This window comes from Vibrio sp. 10N.286.45.E10, from assembly GCF_002874195.2.
GTDB classification, from domain to species: domain Bacteria; phylum Pseudomonadota; class Gammaproteobacteria; order Enterobacterales; family Vibrionaceae; genus Vibrio; species Vibrio crassostreae.
Genome location: NZ_MCWD02000001.1, coordinates 2656919 through 2675994, shown reverse-complemented (window position 1 = coordinate 2675994; position 19076 = coordinate 2656919). Strand labels below are relative to the sequence as shown.

General features: G+C 46.4%; 7 protein-coding genes, 16 tRNA genes and 6 rRNA genes. 13 read left to right on the top strand and 16 right to left on the bottom strand.

From position 1 onward, the window contains the following. Positions 1-10 precede the first annotated feature (10 nt). The 11 genes from BCU34_RS11910 (at position 11) to BCU34_RS11860 (ending at position 10412) form a co-directional block, all read left to right on the top strand. A 23S ribosomal RNA gene (locus tag BCU34_RS11910) occupies positions 11-2904 on the top strand. An 87-nt stretch (positions 2905-2991) separates the two neighbouring features. Continuing rightward, positions 2992-3107 (top strand): 5S ribosomal RNA (gene rrf, locus BCU34_RS11905). A gap of 378 nt (positions 3108-3485) precedes the next feature. After that, a 16S ribosomal RNA gene (locus BCU34_RS11900) occupies positions 3486-5040 on the top strand. Positions 5041-5107: 67 nt separating this feature from the next. Then, positions 5108-5184, top strand: a tRNA-Ile gene (locus tag BCU34_RS11895). 14 nt (positions 5185-5198) lie between these two features. Further along, positions 5199-5274: transfer RNA gene (locus BCU34_RS11890), tRNA-Ala, on the top strand. 294 nt (positions 5275-5568) lie between these two features. Beyond that, positions 5569-8462, top strand: a 23S ribosomal RNA gene (locus BCU34_RS11885). A gap of 98 nt (positions 8463-8560) precedes the next feature. Further along, positions 8561-8676: ribosomal RNA gene (rrf, locus tag BCU34_RS11880) — 5S ribosomal RNA — on the top strand. Between the two features lie 74 nt (positions 8677-8750). Next, positions 8751-8827: transfer RNA gene (locus tag BCU34_RS11875), tRNA-Thr, on the top strand. 41 nt (positions 8828-8868) lie between these two features. Beyond that, positions 8869-8984: ribosomal RNA gene (gene rrf / locus BCU34_RS11870) — 5S ribosomal RNA — on the top strand. Together the 16S, 23S and 5S rRNA genes with 4 tRNA genes alongside form the textbook arrangement of a ribosomal RNA operon. A gap of 30 nt (positions 8985-9014) precedes the next feature. Further along, positions 9015-9091 (top strand) — tRNA-Asp (locus BCU34_RS11865). Positions 9092-10016: 925 nt separating this feature from the next. Next, positions 10017-10412, top strand: a complete 396-nt coding sequence (locus tag BCU34_RS11860; protein WP_017060180.1) for a DUF2391 family protein — start codon at positions 10017-10019, stop codon at positions 10410-10412. Between the two features lie 344 nt (positions 10413-10756). Here the strand turns inward: BCU34_RS11860 and BCU34_RS11855 are convergent. From BCU34_RS11855 to mutY, 16 genes are all read right to left on the bottom strand, one after another. Next, positions 10757-10832, bottom strand: a tRNA-Asn gene (locus BCU34_RS11855). 29 nt (positions 10833-10861) lie between these two features. Then, a tRNA-Thr gene (locus tag BCU34_RS11850) sits at positions 10862-10937 on the bottom strand. A 36-nt stretch (positions 10938-10973) separates the two neighbouring features. Then, a tRNA-Asn gene (locus BCU34_RS11845) sits at positions 10974-11049 on the bottom strand. A 24-nt stretch (positions 11050-11073) separates the two neighbouring features. Further along, positions 11074-11149: transfer RNA gene (locus tag BCU34_RS11840), tRNA-Thr, on the bottom strand. A gap of 56 nt (positions 11150-11205) precedes the next feature. Next, a tRNA-Phe gene (locus tag BCU34_RS11835) sits at positions 11206-11281 on the bottom strand. A gap of 235 nt (positions 11282-11516) precedes the next feature. Then, on the bottom strand, positions 11517-13142 hold the full coding sequence (locus tag BCU34_RS11830; protein WP_102479761.1) for a methyl-accepting chemotaxis protein: 1626 nt from the start codon (positions 13140-13142) through the stop codon (positions 11517-11519). A 394-nt stretch (positions 13143-13536) separates the two neighbouring features. Beyond that, positions 13537-13612 (bottom strand) — tRNA-Asn (locus BCU34_RS11825). Positions 13613-13668: 56 nt separating this feature from the next. Further along, positions 13669-13744, bottom strand: a tRNA-Phe gene (locus BCU34_RS11820). A 7-nt stretch (positions 13745-13751) separates the two neighbouring features. Then, positions 13752-13827: transfer RNA gene (locus BCU34_RS11815), tRNA-Thr, on the bottom strand. Between the two features lie 71 nt (positions 13828-13898). Then, positions 13899-13974 (bottom strand) — tRNA-Asn (locus tag BCU34_RS11810). Between the two features lie 56 nt (positions 13975-14030). Further along, positions 14031-14106 (bottom strand) — tRNA-Phe (locus tag BCU34_RS11805). Positions 14107-14113: 7 nt separating this feature from the next. Then, positions 14114-14189, bottom strand: a tRNA-Thr gene (locus BCU34_RS11800). A 74-nt stretch (positions 14190-14263) separates the two neighbouring features. Next, a tRNA-Phe gene (locus BCU34_RS11795) sits at positions 14264-14339 on the bottom strand. 103 nt (positions 14340-14442) lie between these two features. Then, positions 14443-15576, bottom strand: a complete 1134-nt coding sequence (mltC, locus tag BCU34_RS11790) for a membrane-bound lytic murein transglycosylase MltC (protein WP_048659428.1) — start codon at positions 15574-15576, stop codon at positions 14443-14445. A 69-nt stretch (positions 15577-15645) separates the two neighbouring features. Beyond that, on the bottom strand, positions 15646-15918 hold the full coding sequence (locus tag BCU34_RS11785) for an oxidative damage protection protein (protein ID WP_010435637.1): 273 nt from the start codon (positions 15916-15918) through the stop codon (positions 15646-15648). A gap of 28 nt (positions 15919-15946) precedes the next feature. After that, positions 15947-17008, bottom strand: coding sequence for an A/G-specific adenine glycosylase (gene mutY, locus BCU34_RS11780; RefSeq protein ID WP_102479702.1), 1062 nt, complete (start codon positions 17006-17008; stop codon positions 15947-15949). A gap of 165 nt (positions 17009-17173) precedes the next feature. Between mutY and trmB the strand changes: the two genes are divergently transcribed. Then, positions 17174-17893, top strand: coding sequence for a tRNA (guanosine(46)-N7)-methyltransferase TrmB (gene trmB, locus BCU34_RS11775; RefSeq protein WP_102479701.1), 720 nt, complete (start codon positions 17174-17176; stop codon positions 17891-17893). A gap of 185 nt (positions 17894-18078) precedes the next feature. Beyond that, positions 18079-18999: a glutaminase B gene (gene glsB / locus BCU34_RS11770; RefSeq protein WP_048668736.1), complete on the top strand. Its 921-nt coding sequence runs from the start codon at positions 18079-18081 to the stop codon at positions 18997-18999. Positions 19000-19076: the final 77 nt, after the last annotated feature.

Below are 19076 nucleotides of genomic sequence, written 5' to 3'. Positions count from 1 at the left end.
CGGGTTGTATGGTTAAGTGACTAAGCGTACACGGTGGATGCCTTGGCAGTCAGAGGCGATGAAAGGCGTAATAACTTGCGATAAGCCCAGATTAGGTAGTAATAACCTTTTGAGTCTGGGATTCCTGAATGGGGAAACCCACTTACATAAGTAAGTATCCTGTTGTGAATACATAGCAGCAGGAGGCAAACCGGGGGAACTGAAACATCTAAGTACCCCGAGGAAGAGAAATCAACCGAGATTCCGAAAGTAGCGGCGAGCGAAATTGGATTAGCCCTTAAGCTTTTAATGATGCAGGTGAAGAGTCTGGAAAGTCTCGCAGTAAAGGGTGATAGCCCCGTAACCGACACATCATAATCAGTGAAAACGAGTAGGGCGGGACACGTGATATCCTGTCTGAATATGGGGGGACCATCCTCCAAGGCTAAATACTACTGACTGACCGATAGTGAACCAGTACCGTGAGGGAAAGGCGAAAAGAACCCCTGTGAGGGGAGTGAAATAGAACCTGAAACCGTGTACGTACAAGCAGTAGGAGCACCTTCGTGGTGTGACTGCGTACCTTTTGTATAATGGGTCAGCGACTTAATTTTAGTAGCAAGGTTAACCGTTTAGGGGAGCCGTAGGGAAACCGAGTCTTAACTGGGCGTACAGTTGCTAGGATTAGACCCGAAACCAGGTGATCTAGCCATGGGCAGGTTGAAGGTTGAGTAACATCAACTGGAGGACCGAACCGACTAATGTTGAAAAATTAGCGGATGACTTGTGGCTAGGGGTGAAAGGCCAATCAAACCTGGAGATAGCTGGTTCTCCCCGAAAGCTATTTAGGTAGCGCCTCGGACGAATACTACTGGGGGTAGAGCACTGTTAAGGCTAGGGGGTCATCCCGACTTACCAACCCTTTGCAAACTCCGAATACCAGTAAGTACTATCCGGGAGACACACGGCGGGTGCTAACGTCCGTCGTGGAGAGGGAAACAACCCAGACCGCCAGCTAAGGTCCCAAAGTATAGCTAAGTGGGAAACGATGTGGGAAGGCTCAGACAGCCAGGATGTTGGCTTAGAAGCAGCCATCATTTAAAGAAAGCGTAATAGCTCACTGGTCGAGTCGGCCTGCGCGGAAGATGTAACGGGGCTAAGCTATACACCGAAGCTGCGGCTACGTACCTTAGGGTATGTGGGGTAGGGGAGCGTTCTGTAAGCCGTTGAAGGTGGTCTGTAAGGGCTGCTGGAGGTATCAGAAGTGCGAATGCTGACATGAGTAACGATAAAGGGAGTGAAAAACTCCCTCGCCGGAAGACCAAGGGTTCCTGTCCAACGTTAATCGGGGCAGGGTAAGTCGACTCCTAAGGCGAGGCCGAAAGGCGTAGTCGATGGGAAACAGGTTAATATTCCTGTACTTCTTACAATTGCGATGGGGGGACGGAGAAGGCTAGGTGGGCCTGGCGACGGTTGTCCAGGTTCAAGTACGTAGGCGGGTGGTTTAGGTAAATCCGGACCGCTATTAACGCTGAGATACGATGTCGAGCTACTACGGTAGTGAAGTCATTGATGCCATGCTTCCAGGAAAAGCCTCTAAGCTTCAGATTGTAAGGAATCGTACCCCAAACCGACACAGGTGGTCGGGTAGAGAATACCAAGGCGCTTGAGAGAACTCGGGTGAAGGAACTAGGCAAAATGGTACCGTAACTTCGGGAGAAGGTACGCTCTTATCAGTGAAGTCCCTTGCGGATGGAGCAGACGAGAGTCGCAGATACCAGGTGGCTGCAACTGTTTATTAAAAACACAGCACTGTGCAAAATCGTAAGATGACGTATACGGTGTGACGCCTGCCCGGTGCCGGAAGGTTAATTGATGGGGTTAGACTTCGGTCGAAGCTCTTGATCGAAGCCCCGGTAAACGGCGGCCGTAACTATAACGGTCCTAAGGTAGCGAAATTCCTTGTCGGGTAAGTTCCGACCTGCACGAATGGCGTAATGATGGCCACGCTGTCTCCACCCGAGACTCAGTGAAATTGAAATCGCTGTGAAGATGCAGTGTACCCGCGGCTAGACGGAAAGACCCCGTGAACCTTTACTACAGCTTGGCACTGAACATTGAACCTACATGTGTAGGATAGGTGGGAGACTTTGAAACCGCGTCGCTAGATGTGGTGGAGTCGTCCTTGAAATACCACCCTTGTAGTTTTGATGTTCTAACGTTGGTCCCTGAATCGGGATTACGGACAGTGCCTGGTGGGTAGTTTGACTGGGGCGGTCTCCTCCCAAAGAGTAACGGAGGAGCACGAAGGTGGGCTAAACACGGTTGGACATCGTGTGGTTAGTGCAATGGCATAAGCCCGCTTGACTGCGAGAATGACAATTCGAGCAGGTGCGAAAGCAGGTCATAGTGATCCGGTGGTTCTGAATGGAAGGGCCATCGCTCAACGGATAAAAGGTACTCCGGGGATAACAGGCTGATACCGCCCAAGAGTTCATATCGACGGCGGTGTTTGGCACCTCGATGTCGGCTCATCACATCCTGGGGCTGAAGTCGGTCCCAAGGGTATGGCTGTTCGCCATTTAAAGTGGTACGCGAGCTGGGTTTAGAACGTCGTGAGACAGTTCGGTCCCTATCTGCCGTGGGCGTTGGAAAATTGAAAGGGGCTGCTCCTAGTACGAGAGGACCGGAGTGGACGAACCTCTGGTGTTCGGGTTGTCATGCCAATGGCATTGCCCGGTAGCTAAGTTCGGAATCGATAACCGCTGAAAGCATCTAAGCGGGAAGCGAGCCTTGAGATGAGTTTTCCCTGACGCTATAAGCGTCCTAAAGGGTTGTCGTAGACTACGACGTTGATAGGCAGGGTGTGTAAGTGCTGCGAGGCATTGAGCTAACCTGTACTAATTACCCGTGAGGCTTAACCATACAACACCCAAGGGGTTTTGTGGACTCAAAGACAGACCTTGAATGAGTTTGAAGAGAATTTAACAGCTTTCCGAATTTTAAAATTTGCTTGGCGACCATAGCATTGTGGACCCACCTGATTCCATGCCGAACTCAGAAGTGAAACACAATAGCGCCGATGGTAGTGTGGGGCTTCCCCATGTGAGAGTAGGACATCGCCAGGCTTTAATTTCGACTTTGTCTACAAAGTAGACAAGTCACCATAGAGTTCTAAGTTTTCTTAGTATTTTATGTTGACTTTCAAAGTGGAAAGCGTATTATACGCGTCCTGCTTAAGTGCTAAGGCACTGAAAGCAAAGCTCTTTAACAATTTAAACCTATCAATCTGTGTGGGCACTCGTTGATGAATATCAAAACGTTATTACTTAGGTAATAGCAGTTACTTCGGTAACAAAATTGATTTCAATGAACTGAGTGACCAATACGTTTAACTACTTGTAGTTATTCGGCACAGTCAATTCATTATCATTCTGTTGGAATGGTAATAGCTTTAAAATTACATAGTAGTTTTGAAGTCAGTATTCGTTGAGTCACAAAATCTTAAATTGAAGAGTTTGATCATGGCTCAGATTGAACGCTGGCGGCAGGCCTAACACATGCAAGTCGAGCGGAAACGACACTAACAATCCTTCGGGTGCGTTAATGGGCGTCGAGCGGCGGACGGGTGAGTAATGCCTAGGAAATTGCCTTGATGTGGGGGATAACCATTGGAAACGATGGCTAATACCGCATAATGCCTACGGGCCAAAGAGGGGGACCTTCGGGCCTCTCGCGTCAAGATATGCCTAGGTGGGATTAGCTAGTTGGTGAGGTAATGGCTCACCAAGGCGACGATCCCTAGCTGATCTGAGAGGATGATCAGCCACACTGGAACTGAGACACGGTCCAGACTCCTACGGGAGGCAGCAGTGGGGAATATTGCACAATGGGCGAAAGCCTGATGCAGCCATGCCGCGTGTATGAAGAAGGCCTTCGGGTTGTAAAGTACTTTCAGTTGTGAGGAAGGGGGTGTAGTTAATAGCTGCATCTCTTGACGTTAGCAACAGAAGAAGCACCGGCTAACTCCGTGCCAGCAGCCGCGGTAATACGGAGGGTGCGAGCGTTAATCGGAATTACTGGGCGTAAAGCGCATGCAGGTGGTTCATTAAGTCAGATGTGAAAGCCCGGGGCTCAACCTCGGAACTGCATTTGAAACTGGTGAACTAGAGTACTGTAGAGGGGGGTAGAATTTCAGGTGTAGCGGTGAAATGCGTAGAGATCTGAAGGAATATCAGTGGCGAAGGCGGCCCCCTGGACAGATACTGACACTCAGATGCGAAAGCGTGGGGAGCAAACAGGATTAGATACCCTGGTAGTCCACGCCGTAAACGATGTCTACTTGGAGGTTGTGGCCTTGAGCCGTGGCTTTCGGAGCTAACGCGTTAAGTAGACCGCCTGGGGAGTACGGTCGCAAGATTAAAACTCAAATGAATTGACGGGGGCCCGCACAAGCGGTGGAGCATGTGGTTTAATTCGATGCAACGCGAAGAACCTTACCTACTCTTGACATCCAGAGAAGCCAGCGGAGACGCAGGTGTGCCTTCGGGAGCTCTGAGACAGGTGCTGCATGGCTGTCGTCAGCTCGTGTTGTGAAATGTTGGGTTAAGTCCCGCAACGAGCGCAACCCTTATCCTTGTTTGCCAGCGAGTAATGTCGGGAACTCCAGGGAGACTGCCGGTGATAAACCGGAGGAAGGTGGGGACGACGTCAAGTCATCATGGCCCTTACGAGTAGGGCTACACACGTGCTACAATGGCGCATACAGAGGGCAGCAAGCTAGCGATAGTGAGCGAATCCCAAAAAGTGCGTCGTAGTCCGGATTGGAGTCTGCAACTCGACTCCATGAAGTCGGAATCGCTAGTAATCGTAGATCAGAATGCTACGGTGAATACGTTCCCGGGCCTTGTACACACCGCCCGTCACACCATGGGAGTGGGCTGCAAAAGAAGTGGGTAGTTTAACCTTTCGGGGAGGACGCTCACCACTTTGTGGTTCATGACTGGGGTGAAGTCGTAACAAGGTAGCCCTAGGGGAACCTGGGGCTGGATCACCTCCTTATACGAAGATACTCACGATAAGTGTCCACACAGATTGATTAGGTTTAGAAAAGTTAAGAGACGATATTGGGTCTGTAGCTCAGCTGGTTAGAGCGCTCGCCTGATAAGCGGGAGGTCGGTGGTTCAAGTCCACTCAGACCCACCAATATCGACCTAGATGGGGCTATAGCTCAGCTGGGAGAGCGCCTGCCTTGCACGCAGGAGGTCTGCGGTTCGATCCCGCATAGCTCCACCATCTTTAAGGGTTTTTCCCTAAGAATCTTTAAAAATGGTTTCGAAAGAAATCAAGCTCTTTAACAATTTGGAAAGCTGACTGATTGATTACTTACGAGTAATCCAATCAAATTTAAAAGTTCTCAATGTTTACCTTTATGGTAAACACAACAAACACATTCAAGTGTCTTGTATTCGATTCAAACTTGTTTGAATCACATTGAGTCCGGCAAACAGTCATTGAGAATTAACCCTTCTTAATGACAACCAAAAACCTTGGTTAGTTGCCATACGCTAAGACCCTTTCGGGTTGTATGGTTAAGTGACTAAGCGTACACGGTGGATGCCTTGGCAGTCAGAGGCGATGAAAGGCGTAATAACTTGCGATAAGCCCAGATTAGGTAGTAATAACCTTTTGAGTCTGGGATTCCTGAATGGGGAAACCCACTTACATAAGTAAGTATCCTGTTGTGAATACATAGCAGCAGGAGGCAAACCGGGGGAACTGAAACATCTAAGTACCCCGAGGAAGAGAAATCAACCGAGATTCCGAAAGTAGCGGCGAGCGAAATTGGATTAGCCCTTAAGCTTTTAATGATGCAGGTGAAGAGTCTGGAAAGTCTCGCAATAAAGGGTGATAGCCCCGTAACCGACACATCATAATCAGTGAAAACGAGTAGGGCGGGACACGTGATATCCTGTCTGAATATGGGGGGACCATCCTCCAAGGCTAAATACTACTGACTGACCGATAGTGAACCAGTACCGTGAGGGAAAGGCGAAAAGAACCCCTGTGAGGGGAGTGAAATAGAACCTGAAACCGTGTACGTACAAGCAGTAGGAGCACCTTCGTGGTGTGACTGCGTACCTTTTGTATAATGGGTCAGCGACTTAATTTTAGTAGCAAGGTTAACCGTTTAGGGGAGCCGTAGGGAAACCGAGTCTTAACTGGGCGTACAGTTGCTAGGATTAGACCCGAAACCAGGTGATCTAGCCATGGGCAGGTTGAAGGTTGAGTAACATCAACTGGAGGACCGAACCGACTAATGTTGAAAAATTAGCGGATGACTTGTGGCTAGGGGTGAAAGGCCAATCAAACCTGGAGATAGCTGGTTCTCCCCGAAAGCTATTTAGGTAGCGCCTCGGACGAATACTACTGGGGGTAGAGCACTGTTAAGGCTAGGGGGTCATCCCGACTTACCAACCCTTTGCAAACTCCGAATACCAGTAAGTACTATCCGGGAGACACACGGCGGGTGCTAACGTCCGTCGTGGAGAGGGAAACAACCCAGACCGCCAGCTAAGGTCCCAAAGTATAGCTAAGTGGGAAACGATGTGGGAAGGCTCAGACAGCCAGGATGTTGGCTTAGAAGCAGCCATCATTTAAAGAAAGCGTAATAGCTCACTGGTCGAGTCGGCCTGCGCGGAAGATGTAACGGGGCTAAGCTATACACCGAAGCTGCGGCTACGTACCTTAGGGTATGTGGGGTAGGGGAGCGTTCTGTAAGCCGTTGAAGGTGGTCTGTAAGGGCTGCTGGAGGTATCAGAAGTGCGAATGCTGACATGAGTAACGATAAAGGGAGTGAAAAACTCCCTCGCCGGAAGACCAAGGGTTCCTGTCCAACGTTAATCGGGGCAGGGTAAGTCGACTCCTAAGGCGAGGCCGAAAGGCGTAGTCGATGGGAAACGGGTTAATATTCCCGTACTTCTTACAATTGTGATGGGGGGACGGAGAAGGCTAGGTGGGCCTGGCGACGGTTGTCCAGGTTCAAGTACGTAGGCGGGTGGTTTAGGTAAATCCGGACCGCTACTAACGCTGAGATACGATGTCGAGCTACTACGGTAGTGAAGTCATTGATGCCATGCTTCCAGGAAAAGCCTCTAAGCTTCAGATTGTAAGGAATCGTACCCCAAACCGACACAGGTGGTCGGGTAGAGAATACCAAGGCGCTTGAGAGAACTCGGGTGAAGGAACTAGGCAAAATGGTACCGTAACTTCGGGAGAAGGTACGCTCTTATCAGTGAAGTCCCTTGCGGATGGAGCAGACGAGAGTCGCAGATACCAGGTGGCTGCAACTGTTTATTAAAAACACAGCACTGTGCAAAATCGTAAGATGACGTATACGGTGTGACGCCTGCCCGGTGCCGGAAGGTTAATTGATGGGGTTAGACTTCGGTCGAAGCTCTTGATCGAAGCCCCGGTAAACGGCGGCCGTAACTATAACGGTCCTAAGGTAGCGAAATTCCTTGTCGGGTAAGTTCCGACCTGCACGAATGGCGTAATGATGGCCACGCTGTCTCCACCCGAGACTCAGTGAAATTGAAATCGCTGTGAAGATGCAGTGTACCCGCGGCTAGACGGAAAGACCCCGTGAACCTTTACTACAGCTTGGCACTGAACATTGAACCTACATGTGTAGGATAGGTGGGAGACTTTGAAACCGCGTCGCTAGATGTGGTGGAGTCGTCCTTGAAATACCACCCTTGTAGTTTTGATGTTCTAACGTTGGTCCCTGAATCGGGATTACGGACAGTGCCTGGTGGGTAGTTTGACTGGGGCGGTCTCCTCCCAAAGAGTAACGGAGGAGCACGAAGGTGGGCTAAACACGGTTGGACATCGTGTGGTTAGTGCAATGGCATAAGCCCGCTTGACTGCGAGAATGACAATTCGAGCAGGTGCGAAAGCAGGTCATAGTGATCCGGTGGTTCTGAATGGAAGGGCCATCGCTCAACGGATAAAAGGTACTCCGGGGATAACAGGCTGATACCGCCCAAGAGTTCATATCGACGGCGGTGTTTGGCACCTCGATGTCGGCTCATCACATCCTGGGGCTGAAGTCGGTCCCAAGGGTATGGCTGTTCGCCATTTAAAGTGGTACGCGAGCTGGGTTTAGAACGTCGTGAGACAGTTCGGTCCCTATCTGCCGTGGGCGTTGGAAAATTGAAAGGGGCTGCTCCTAGTACGAGAGGACCGGAGTGGACGAACCTCTGGTGTTCGGGTTGTCATGCCAATGGCATTGCCCGGTAGCTAAGTTCGGAATCGATAACCGCTGAAAGCATCTAAGCGGGAAGCGAGCCTTGAGATGAGTTTTCCCTGGCACTATAAGTGTCCTAAAGGGTTGTCGTAGACTACGACGTTGATAGGCAGGGTGTGTAAGTGCTGCGAGGCATTGAGCTAACCTGTACTAATTGCCCGTGAGGCTTAACCATACAACACCCAAGGGGTTTTGTGGACTCAGATGTACCAGACCTTGAATGAGTTTGAAGAGAAATAACTTTTAGATAAGCTTTCCGAATTTTAAAATTTGCTTGGCGACCATAGCATTGTGGACCCACCTGATTCCATGCCGAACTCAGAAGTGAAACACAATAGCGCCGATGGTAGTGTGGGGTTTCCCCATGTGAGAGTAGGACATCGCCAGGCTCCAAATTTATTTTCACTTTTTAAAAAGTGAAGACAAAAAGTTTTCAGAATCGTTTTTAAACGATATTTGAATTGCTGATATAGCTCAGCCCGGTAGAGCGCACCCTTGGTAAGGGTGAGGTCCCCAGTTCGAGTCTGGGTATCAGCACCATATTTAGTTGATTTGATTATTTAAGTTAACAACAGAATTTGTTTGACGACCATAGCATTGTGGACCCACCTGATTCCATGTCGAACTCAGAAGTGAAACACAATAGCGCCGATGGTAGTGTGGGGCTTCCCCATGTGAGAGTAGGACATCGTCAGGCTCAAATTGCTTTAAGCTGAATAGACACTGCGGAGTGGTAGTTCAGTTGGTTAGAATACCGGCCTGTCACGCCGGGGGTCGCGGGTTCGAGTCCCGTCCACTCCGCCACTTATTAGAAAGCCTAGTCTTACGACTAGGCTTTCGCCGTTTCTGGGTGTTGATAATTTGGTCTTTGACCAAGGAGTCCCGGTCGGCTACGACCCCAGTCACTCCATTACTTATAAGAAGCCTCGCTAGAAATAACGGGGCTTTTTTGCATCTAAATCATAGTGCTTCGCACGTCAGTCGAATAACTGCACAAAAGACTTTCCTGTAGCCTACGTGTTACCCAAACCCTACGATTAGGGTGACATCATTTCTGACTCCAGTTGTGAGTTGGCACTAGCATGACTTCAAACGCGGCTGAGTGCTTAAACACTCGAGCTATACGACGTTGTAAGTTAGGTTCATGAGACTGTTCTAATCAGCATGTCCATTTCAATACCTGTGGCTCTATAAGCCTTACAACTCATCCTACGTGCCCTGCGTTTGTGGATGTTTGCTTTATCAAGTTCAAGTATTAGCTAACAGCCCTTCGTCTACGAAACCTGATTTCTGTTCTATCTATGAATCTAGAGGGTAGTTCTGATGTGTAATTAGGAATCCATCATGGATGTTTCTGCTAAGAACACTATAGCCCTTAATGAGTCGACTTAATGCATTAAGCTTAAACCACTATTAATTGTATTGATCACCCAACCGGATTGAGATTCTCTGGTTCTAAGTGTAGGTCCTTAGGGGATGTTTACCGGTCTCTCTTCGACTCTGATGTGTTTGTTGACTCGACATGAATCTGTTGTGTTGACCACTTTACTCTGAGCATATTGATTTCTTGCTGGTTAGTTCAAGCTATGTTTTGGCTATTGCGACTAATATGAAATTAGAAAGGTCATTACTGTTTACTTGGTAGGAAGAAAATCCCTCAAGCCATCGGCGGATAGTTTTGTGATTATTTTAAGAAATAGATAAAGCCTTAAACCTAGTGGGTCGAACTATGAAATTGAGTTTTAACTTTGAAGATGCGAGCCAGATCTTTGTGGGATCTTTTGCTTTGGCCGTGCCAATTTCTTTTTCTGAAGAGGCTTGGAAGTTAGGGGAGACTTTACCTACCGCTAATCTATTGCTGTTATTTTTACTGTCTGCGGTGTTCTTAGGCTTCTATACGTATGAGAGTGTCTTTCAAAAAGATGTTGTTGCACGGTTGCCGGTGTTTATTTTCAGAATAGTTATTGCTTATGTTATGACGGCATTGGTCGTTGCTTTGGTACTGACTTGCTTGGACAAATTACCTCTGTTGAGTGACCCAGTTGTATCGATCAAAAGAGTGATTGTTATTTCAATGCCAGCCTCTATGGGCGCTATTGTAGTGGATAGTTTTGATAAAGAGTGACTTGTGTATCATTTGGATTGAAGCGCCTTACAGAGTTTTTCTAGCGCTTATTTGATTTGTTATTTAGCTTTGTCATCTCTAGGCTTAGCATTGATTTGTTCAGCCGATCTTCTCAATAATAAAATGAGTAGTAACGTACTATGAGTGACTCTTACGTGAATGTGTCGTTTGTTGTTGGACGATTTTGAAGGGAGTTAAGTGGCGAAGATTTGTAGCTTTGGATGGATATAAAAACGGTTGGTTTTTGAATTGAATATGATATTTGAAATGTGAGGGTAGTTGTATTGAGAAGTTATGATCTTTAGATGCAAAAAAGCCGCATCAATGATGCGGCTTTTTTTAATTGGCTCCCCTTGCAAGACTTGAACTTGCGACATACGGATTAACAGTCCGCCGTTCTACCAACTGAACTAAAGGGGAATTGATTGTTTAGTCTCTAATCAAGAGAATGGTGCCGACTACCGGAATCGAACTGGTGACCTACTGATTACAAGTCAGTTGCTCTACCTACTGAGCTAAGTCGGCATCATGAATCAAAAAGCTTATGCTTGATGATTAACTTGGCTCCCCTTGCAAGACTTGAACTTGCGACATACGGATTAACAGTCCGCCGTTCTACCAACTGAACTAAAGGGGAATTATTCTTAAAGCTTTAAAGAAATGGTGCCGACTACCGGAGTCGAACTGGTGACCTACTGATTACAAGTCAGTTGCTCTACCTACTGAGCTAAGTCGGCACATAATATTTCTTTGTGCTTTACTGTTGTTGTCTAGGACACCAACAAATAAATTGTGGTGCCCGGAGGCGGAATCGAACCACCGACACGAGGATTTTCAATCCTCTGCTCTACCGACTGAGCTATCCGGGCGACGAGGTGTATTAAACGTGTTTTCGCGTTCTGGGTCAACATTAAATTGCAAAAAAAGTATCGTTTGATGTTTTTCTATACTTAGTGGGTTGTTTTTGCTCATTTGGGGTGAAAAACCTAGGTCTAGCATGCCCTAAAAGATAGTAAAACTACGGTTAACTACACTGAATGGGCGCCGAAATAAAAAAAGCACGTATGAAAACGTGCTTTTTTATTTAAAAATTTTCTAGGGAGTTTAGTGTTTTACTTCAAACCTATTAACCCAAGCTTCTAATTCGTTTGAAAGAGAGGCAAGAGTTTGGGTGCTGCTATGACTTTCTGTTACGACATTGCTCAGTTGGTTACCGCTCTCTTCGATCATATTAATACGCTTCGATATATCATCGCTCACCTGAGTCTGCTCAGCGGCCGCAGTTGCGATTTGATGACTCATTGATGAAATGGACTCTAATGCGACAACAATCTGTTGTAGTGCTTCAGAGGCGTTTTGAGACTCTGTTACGGTACTTTCACTGGTCGCGGCACAAACTTCCATGGTTTGAATTGCGTTGCGAGATCCTTCTTGAAGGTTGTTAATCATTAATTGGATTTCTTTGGTGCTCGATTGTGTTCGGCCTGCAAGGTTACGAACCTCATCTGCTACAACCGCAAATCCACGACCTTGTTCGCCAGCTCGAGCTGCTTCAATGGCTGCGTTAAGTGCCAACAGGTTAGTTTGCTCCGCTATATCACCAATCACATCCAATACTTTCGCAATGTTGTTTACATCGTTATCTAGGTTAGCGACAGCTTCGCTTGCTGTGCCTAGTTGGCCTGCTAGGCCTTGAATGTTGTCTACTGTGTTGTGAATCAGTTGTTGGGTATGCTGGCTCTGTTTATCGGCCTCGTCGGTGTTGCGCGCGGTATCGCTAGCTGAATCAGCAACGTTATTGGCTGAAGAGGCCATCTCGGTCATTGCTGTCGCGATCATCTCTGTTGATTGCTGTTGGGTCTCTGTTAGTTGAGCAATTGACCCAGCACGGTCTTCTACGCGCTGCAGTTCTCCCCTTAATGCCAGCATTGAAGCGTCTAGGTTTGATACCAACTCAGCCAGTGACTTACTCATTTGTTGTACGGCGTGGTAAATACTGCCGTTTGTCGCCTGAGTTTCGAAAGTGGTTTGAATTCGACCTTGTGCTACGGCTTGTACAGCTTCTCTTACATCTTTAGGTTCGCCACCAAGAAGCGCTAGCATGCGTTTAATAGATATAATTAGGCTCGATAGAATAAGACCAGCAATCACGACACAAAGGAACAGCTGCCATTGAGCGGTAGACCAGAAACGAGCGTTAACTTCATTGAACCCGATACCTGTGCCGACAACCCAGCCCCAATGTGGTGTTTTCTCTGCTATAGACAGTTTTTCTTCAATCGTTCCATCTGGCAGTTTTTGTGTCCAGGTGTACTCAATGATCTGCCCAGTACGATTACCAAGTACTCTTTGGATTAGCTGACCAACACTATTCCCGTTGCCATCTTTAAAGTCGTTAAAGCTGGTTCCGTGTAATTGAGGATCTAATGGTGTCGCGACAAACGTCATGTTCTCATCGGCTACGTAAACATATTCATTATCTTTATAGATGTTGTTACGTAGAAGGCGAGTAGCTAGTTGCTTAGCTTGCTCTTCTTCTAGAGTGCCATCAATCGCCATTTTTTCGACTTCAGTAAGGATGCTGTATGCACTCTTAAATAGCTCGGTCACGCGAGCTTTGTTGTCCATGTTGCTCGCGACTCTCAATGTCCATAAACCAGTAGCGGTCAGTGCTAGCAGGGCGATCAAGATGATGCCCGATAATAAGTAAGCTTGCGTTTTTAGTTTCATGTTTCCCCGCGCAGCGATTCAATAATTAGTATTAGGTATAGTTCATCGAATCTTAATCTAAGTCGTGTATGGCAGATATTAGAAAGATATCAAAACATGATAGAGATTAAATTTTCGAAGAAAAAAAAGTAATGAAATGGAATTCTGTTTGTTTTGATGTGACGGCTTACGGAGTTAAGGTGGGGAAGGGGATTTCTGGGATTAGTTGGTTCTGTTGGAATAGAGGTTCTTTATAGAACTTAGAATCAACTGCTGTAGTGAAGGTACTAGAAGGATATGACTCAACTTATCGAGACTGATTAAGAGTTGTGTTGAGCTGATGTGTCTATTGAATAGAGTTTGTTTTTGTTCAAACGAAAAAAAGCCAAGTCTTTCGACTTGGCTTTCTTGAATGTGGCTCCCCTTGCAAGACTTGAACTTGCGACATACGGATTAACAGTCCGCCGTTCTACCAACTGAACTAAAGGGGAATTATTTGTGTCAACATCAGGCCTATAAAGACCATTATTTGTTAAGCACCAAATAATGGTGCCTCGAGGCGGAATCGAACCACCGACACGCGGATTTTCAATCCGCTGCTCTACCGACTGAGCTATCGAGGCAAAAGAATGGTGCCGACTACCGGAGTCGAACTGGTGACCTACTGATTACAAGTCAGTTGCTCTACCTACTGAGCTAAGTCGGCACACTAAATTCTTTGCTTAAAGAGTTAAACTCTTCAATTAAAACCTCATATAAAATGAAGTTCTTTAAAAATGGCTCCCCTTGCAAGACTTGAACTTGCGACATACGGATTAACAGTCCGCCGTTCTACCAACTGAACTAAAGGGGAATTATTTGTGTCAACATCAGGTCTATAAAGACCATTATTTGTTAAGCACCAAATAATGGTGCCTCGAGGCGGAATCGAACCACCGACACGCGGATTTTCAATCCGCTGCTCTACCGACTGAGCTATCGAGGCAAAAGAATGGTGCCGACTACCGGAGTCGAACTGGTGACCTACTGATTACAAGTCAGTTGCTCTACCTACTGAGCTAAGTCGGCACACTAAATTCTTTTTGCTTTCGTCCGTGCTACCACTCCCTGTTAAAGAGTGTTGACACCAACAAATCAAATTGTGGTGCCCGGAGGCGGAATCGAACCACCGACACGAGGATTTTCAATCCTCTGCTCTACCGACTGAGCTATCCGGGCAACGGAGCGCTATTAAACGGATTTTCTGCATAACCGTCAACACCTTTTTTGAAAATAATTAAAAAAAACGTTCGTTAGTTGTTTTTTTATTCAAAAGTGAGGCTTACGTTTTACCTTGGTTAAAATCTTTCTTGAATTTTGTTACTTTTTCTAAGTATCGGCGCGACTCTTTGTTTGGGTGTTTCTTAGTAAGTGCCCAGTACGCTTGGCTAGGTTGCAGCGAGTTTAAGTCTCGCATTGCTCGTTTTCTGTCCTTACTGAAGGTGTTGAGCACGCCACCCGTGCCGCCGTTGTATGCTGAAATCATACTGTATTCGAGCGTTGTCGGATGTTTTACGTCTTTCAAATAACGATTTTTAAGGATGTAAAAATATGCGGTACCAGCATCAATGTTGTTTTCTGGATTGAATAAATACTCTGGGCTGGGCTCTCCAGGCTTGTTCTTTACTAGTTTAAAGACATCTCGACCTGCGGTTTTAGGCACCACTTGCATCAGACCGTATGCATTTGCCCAACTCACCGCGTATGGGTTGAAACTACTCTCTGTCTTGATTATTGCGTAGATCAAGTCTTCAGGAATGTCGTAACGCTGAGATGCTCGTCGAACGATGTCGGCGTATTGGTAACTACGCTGGCTAGCGTGATCGGCCACCATTGGGATCTCAACATAATAGGCTTTTTTAAAGTCGACTTCTTTGGTTTTTAGGTTGTTAGCGATCAGGTAATCCGCGAATTGGTTAGCGCGCCATGTCCATTGAATGGGCTTTTTATCTTGGTCTACAACTTGATTATAGAGGAAAGGTTTGCCTTCTAACTTGATGCTTTTGGAAGAGAATAGATCGACATGCGCCGGATCATCAGGCGTCAAAAGCGTTGTCATGATCGCGTTTTTGAGGTGTTTTTTAGGCTCAGTAGAGGAGACGGTTTCTACCGTTATGAGGCCTTCGCTAAAGTTTACTTCTGAACGGCTTAGGTAATTATCTATGTATTTCACATAGTTACTTTTACCGGCCATCTTTACTTCACTGCTGCCCCAGCGCTTTTGGATATTGCCAGAAAAGCTATTAATCAAAGAGTCTAGTGCTCCGGTGTCTTTTTCAAACTGACCGGGTAGCTCTGCCAAATTGCTTACAAATCGGTTGGTCGGCTCATAATTAACATCATAAATGCTTTCGACAAATTCACGGCTGCAGCCAGTTAATAACATGGCTGTTAGGAAGTAACTTAGCTTTTTCATAGTTCCTCATACAAAAATGACATCGCAGCGTTAACCATGATGTCATTAAAAATTGCTTAAATAAATGTCTTATTCGCTTGGTGGAGTATAGCCATCAATTACGACATCTTTACCTTCGAAAAGGAAGTTAACCATCTCAGTTTCAAGAAGTTTACGATGTTCAGGATCCATCATGTTTAGCTTCTTTTCATTGATCAGCATTGTTTGCTTGCTTTGCCATTGTCCCCAAGCTTCTTTAGACACGTTGTCAAAGATACGTTTACCTAAGTCACCTGGGTAAAGTTGAAAATCTAGGCCTTCAGCATCTTTTTGAAGGCGAGCACAAAATACAGTGCGGCTCATAGTGGTTCCTCTTATGGCGTTCGTTGATTCAAACGGCGTCGTTCAGTTCAAAGGGTAGGCTCTCAATAAGCTGCTTTACAGGAGCGGCTAGGCCAATTTCTTCCGGTTTTGATAAGTTATACCAGAGACCTTTAGTCCCTTCCATTATCAAATCTGGTTGTTTATCTAATTTCACTAATACTGGCGTGATATCTAAGTGGTAGTGGCTGAAAGTATGTCGAAACGCAATCATGGTCTCGATTGAATCGGTTTCACTGTCTTTGATCGAGCGAAGATCTAACTGATGTTCGATCTCTGCATTTTCATTTTGAGGGAAACAGAATAGCCCTCCCCAGATACCAGATTGAGGGCGTTGTTCGAGCCATACTTGATTGTTGTGGTACAGAATCACAAACCATGTTTCTTTTACTGGTTTTTCTTTCTTAGGTTTCTTACCTGGAAAGTCGAGTTGTTTATCAAGTTTCTTGGCTTCACACATGCTTTCAATCGGGCACAACGCACATTTAGGCTTGCTACGGGTGCAAACCATCGCGCCCATATCCATCATTGCTTGATTGTACTTATCGACATCTTTCTTCGGTGTGTGTGCTTCGGCGTGTTCCCAGAGCTGGTTCTCGACTTTCTTTTGTCCTGGCCAACCTTCAACGGCAAAGCTTCTCGCAAGTGTTCGTTTTACATTGCCATCAAGAATCGCATGAGGAAGTTTGTGAACCGAAGACAGCACTGCAGCTGCCGTCGAGCGACCTATGCCCGGTAGCGAGTTCATCTCTTCGATAGAAAGCGGAAATTCACCACCATATTGCTCAGCAACGATCTTGGCTGCTTTATGTAGATTGCGAGCTCGTGCGTAGTAACCAAGCCCTGTCCATAAGTGCAGAACCTCATCTTGTTCGGCGTTCGCTAGGTCGATAACCGTTGGAAAGCGTTCTAAGAATCGCTGGTAGTATGGAATCACCGTGGCGACTTGAGTCTGCTGAAGCATAATTTCAGATAGCCAAACGGTGTAGGCGGTTTTGTTTTGTTGCCAAGGTAATTCTTTACGCCCGTAGGCGTCATACCACTTTAATATGGCGGTTGCGAAAGGAGTCACGACATACTCTATGCTTTGCTATTATTAGAAGCGAAATTGCACCACACTTAACGTTGGATGTAAAACAGACAAATTGTGTGGGAATTTATCCACGGAAAGACTTGCACCGAAGGCAATTCTTTGGATAATCCCCGCTTTGATTAATCAATGTGCAGGCAAAAATCAATGAGTGAAGTGACCACTAACGAATATACTGAAGATGGCAAACTGGTTCGCAAGATCCGTAGTTTTGTTCGCCGCGAAGGCCGCTTAACAAAAGGCCAAGAAAACGCGATGAATGAATGTTGGCCAACAATGGGTATCGACTACAACCCAGAGCTTCTTAACTGGAAAGAAGTATTTGGCAACGATAACCCAGTTGTACTAGAAATTGGCTTCGGTATGGGTGCATCACTGGTTGAAATGGCAAAGAAGGCACCTGAGAAAAACTTCTTAGGTATTGAAGTTCACAGCCCAGGTGTTGGTGCTTGTTTAGGTACAGCGCGTGATGCTGGCGTAACTAACCTGCGTGTAATGTGTCACGATGCAGTAGAAGTATTTGAACACATGATTCCAGATAGCAGCCTGCATACACTGCAACTGTTCTTCCCTGACCCATGGCACAAAGCTCGTCACCACAAACGTCGTATCGTTAAGGCTGAGTTTGCAGAAATGGTTCGCGGTAAGCTTCAACTTGATACTGGTATTTTCCACATGGCAACAGACTGGGAAAACTACGCAGAGCACATGATTGAAGTGATGAACGTTGCTCCAGGCTTCGAGAATATCGCTGAAGATGGTGATTACATTCCTCGCCCAGATGAGCGTCCACTGACTAAATTTGAAGCTCGTGGCCACCGTCTTGGTCATGGTGTTTGGGATATTAAGTACAAGCGTACTAAGTAATTTTCGAGCACAACAAGTGAAGGTAAACCTGCTTTAGGTTAAACCTTACACTTTGTGGGATTGATTAAAGCCAACATTATTGTAATGTTGGCTTTTTTGTCCTTAGGCTTTTATTGCGATAAAGGTTTAAGGACAGAAAGTAATGTTAGAACCCTACAAAAATAACAATATAGAAGTAAGCATACATGAAACCAACTCAAGCTATTTTAGCCGAGATTTTAGACGAAGTTCGTCCCCTAATTGGTCAGGGAAAGGTTGCTGATTATATCCCTGCATTGGCTCGCGTATCGAACCAGAAACTGGCGATTGCGGTATACACCAATGAAGGTGAGGTGATTCAAGCGGGTGATGCAGAGGAAGCCTTTTCTGTGCAATCCATCTCTAAAGCCTTGAGCCTGACATTAGCTATGGTGTTATACAAGCCTGAAGAGATTTGGCAACGCGTAGGCAAAGAGCCTTCTGGCCAAGCCTTTAACTCTATGATTCAGCTTGAGATGGAGCATGGGATTCCCCGTAACCCGTTCATTAATGCGGGCGCAATTGTCGTTGCAGACCTACTACAAAGCCGCTTATCTGCACCTAGACACCGCTTATTGGAGTTTGTGCGTCAGTTGTCGGGCGACACCCATATCGTCTATGACAAGATAGTAGCGGCTTCAGAAATGATGCACAGCGATCGTAATGCGGCTATCGCTTACTTGATGCGTTCATTTGGTAACTTTGAAAATGATGTTATCCCTGTTTTGAATAACTACTTTCATGCCTGTGCGCTTAAAATGACGTGTGTGGACTTGGCAAAAACCTTTAGCTATTTGGCGAACAAAGGTGTGTCGGTTCAAACCAAGAAAGAGATCATCACGCCAGTTCAAACCAAGCAGTTGAATGCTTTGCTTGCGACATGCGGTTTGTATGATGGGGCTGGTGAGTTTGCTTACCGTGTTGGGATGCCAGGTAAATCGGGTGTGGGTGGCGGTATTATCGCTATCGTTCCTGGCGAAATGACTATTGCGGTGTGGTCTCCAGAGCTTGACCCTTCTGGTAACTCTTTAGCAGGTACTAAGGCGCTAGAGTTGCTTTCAGAGCGAATTGGTCGTTCGATTTTCTAGTAGAAAGATGCGAGATTCGAGCACGGACTTCGTCCTACAGAACGCTTCGCTCCGAGAAGGGGTCATAAAACAAAAAG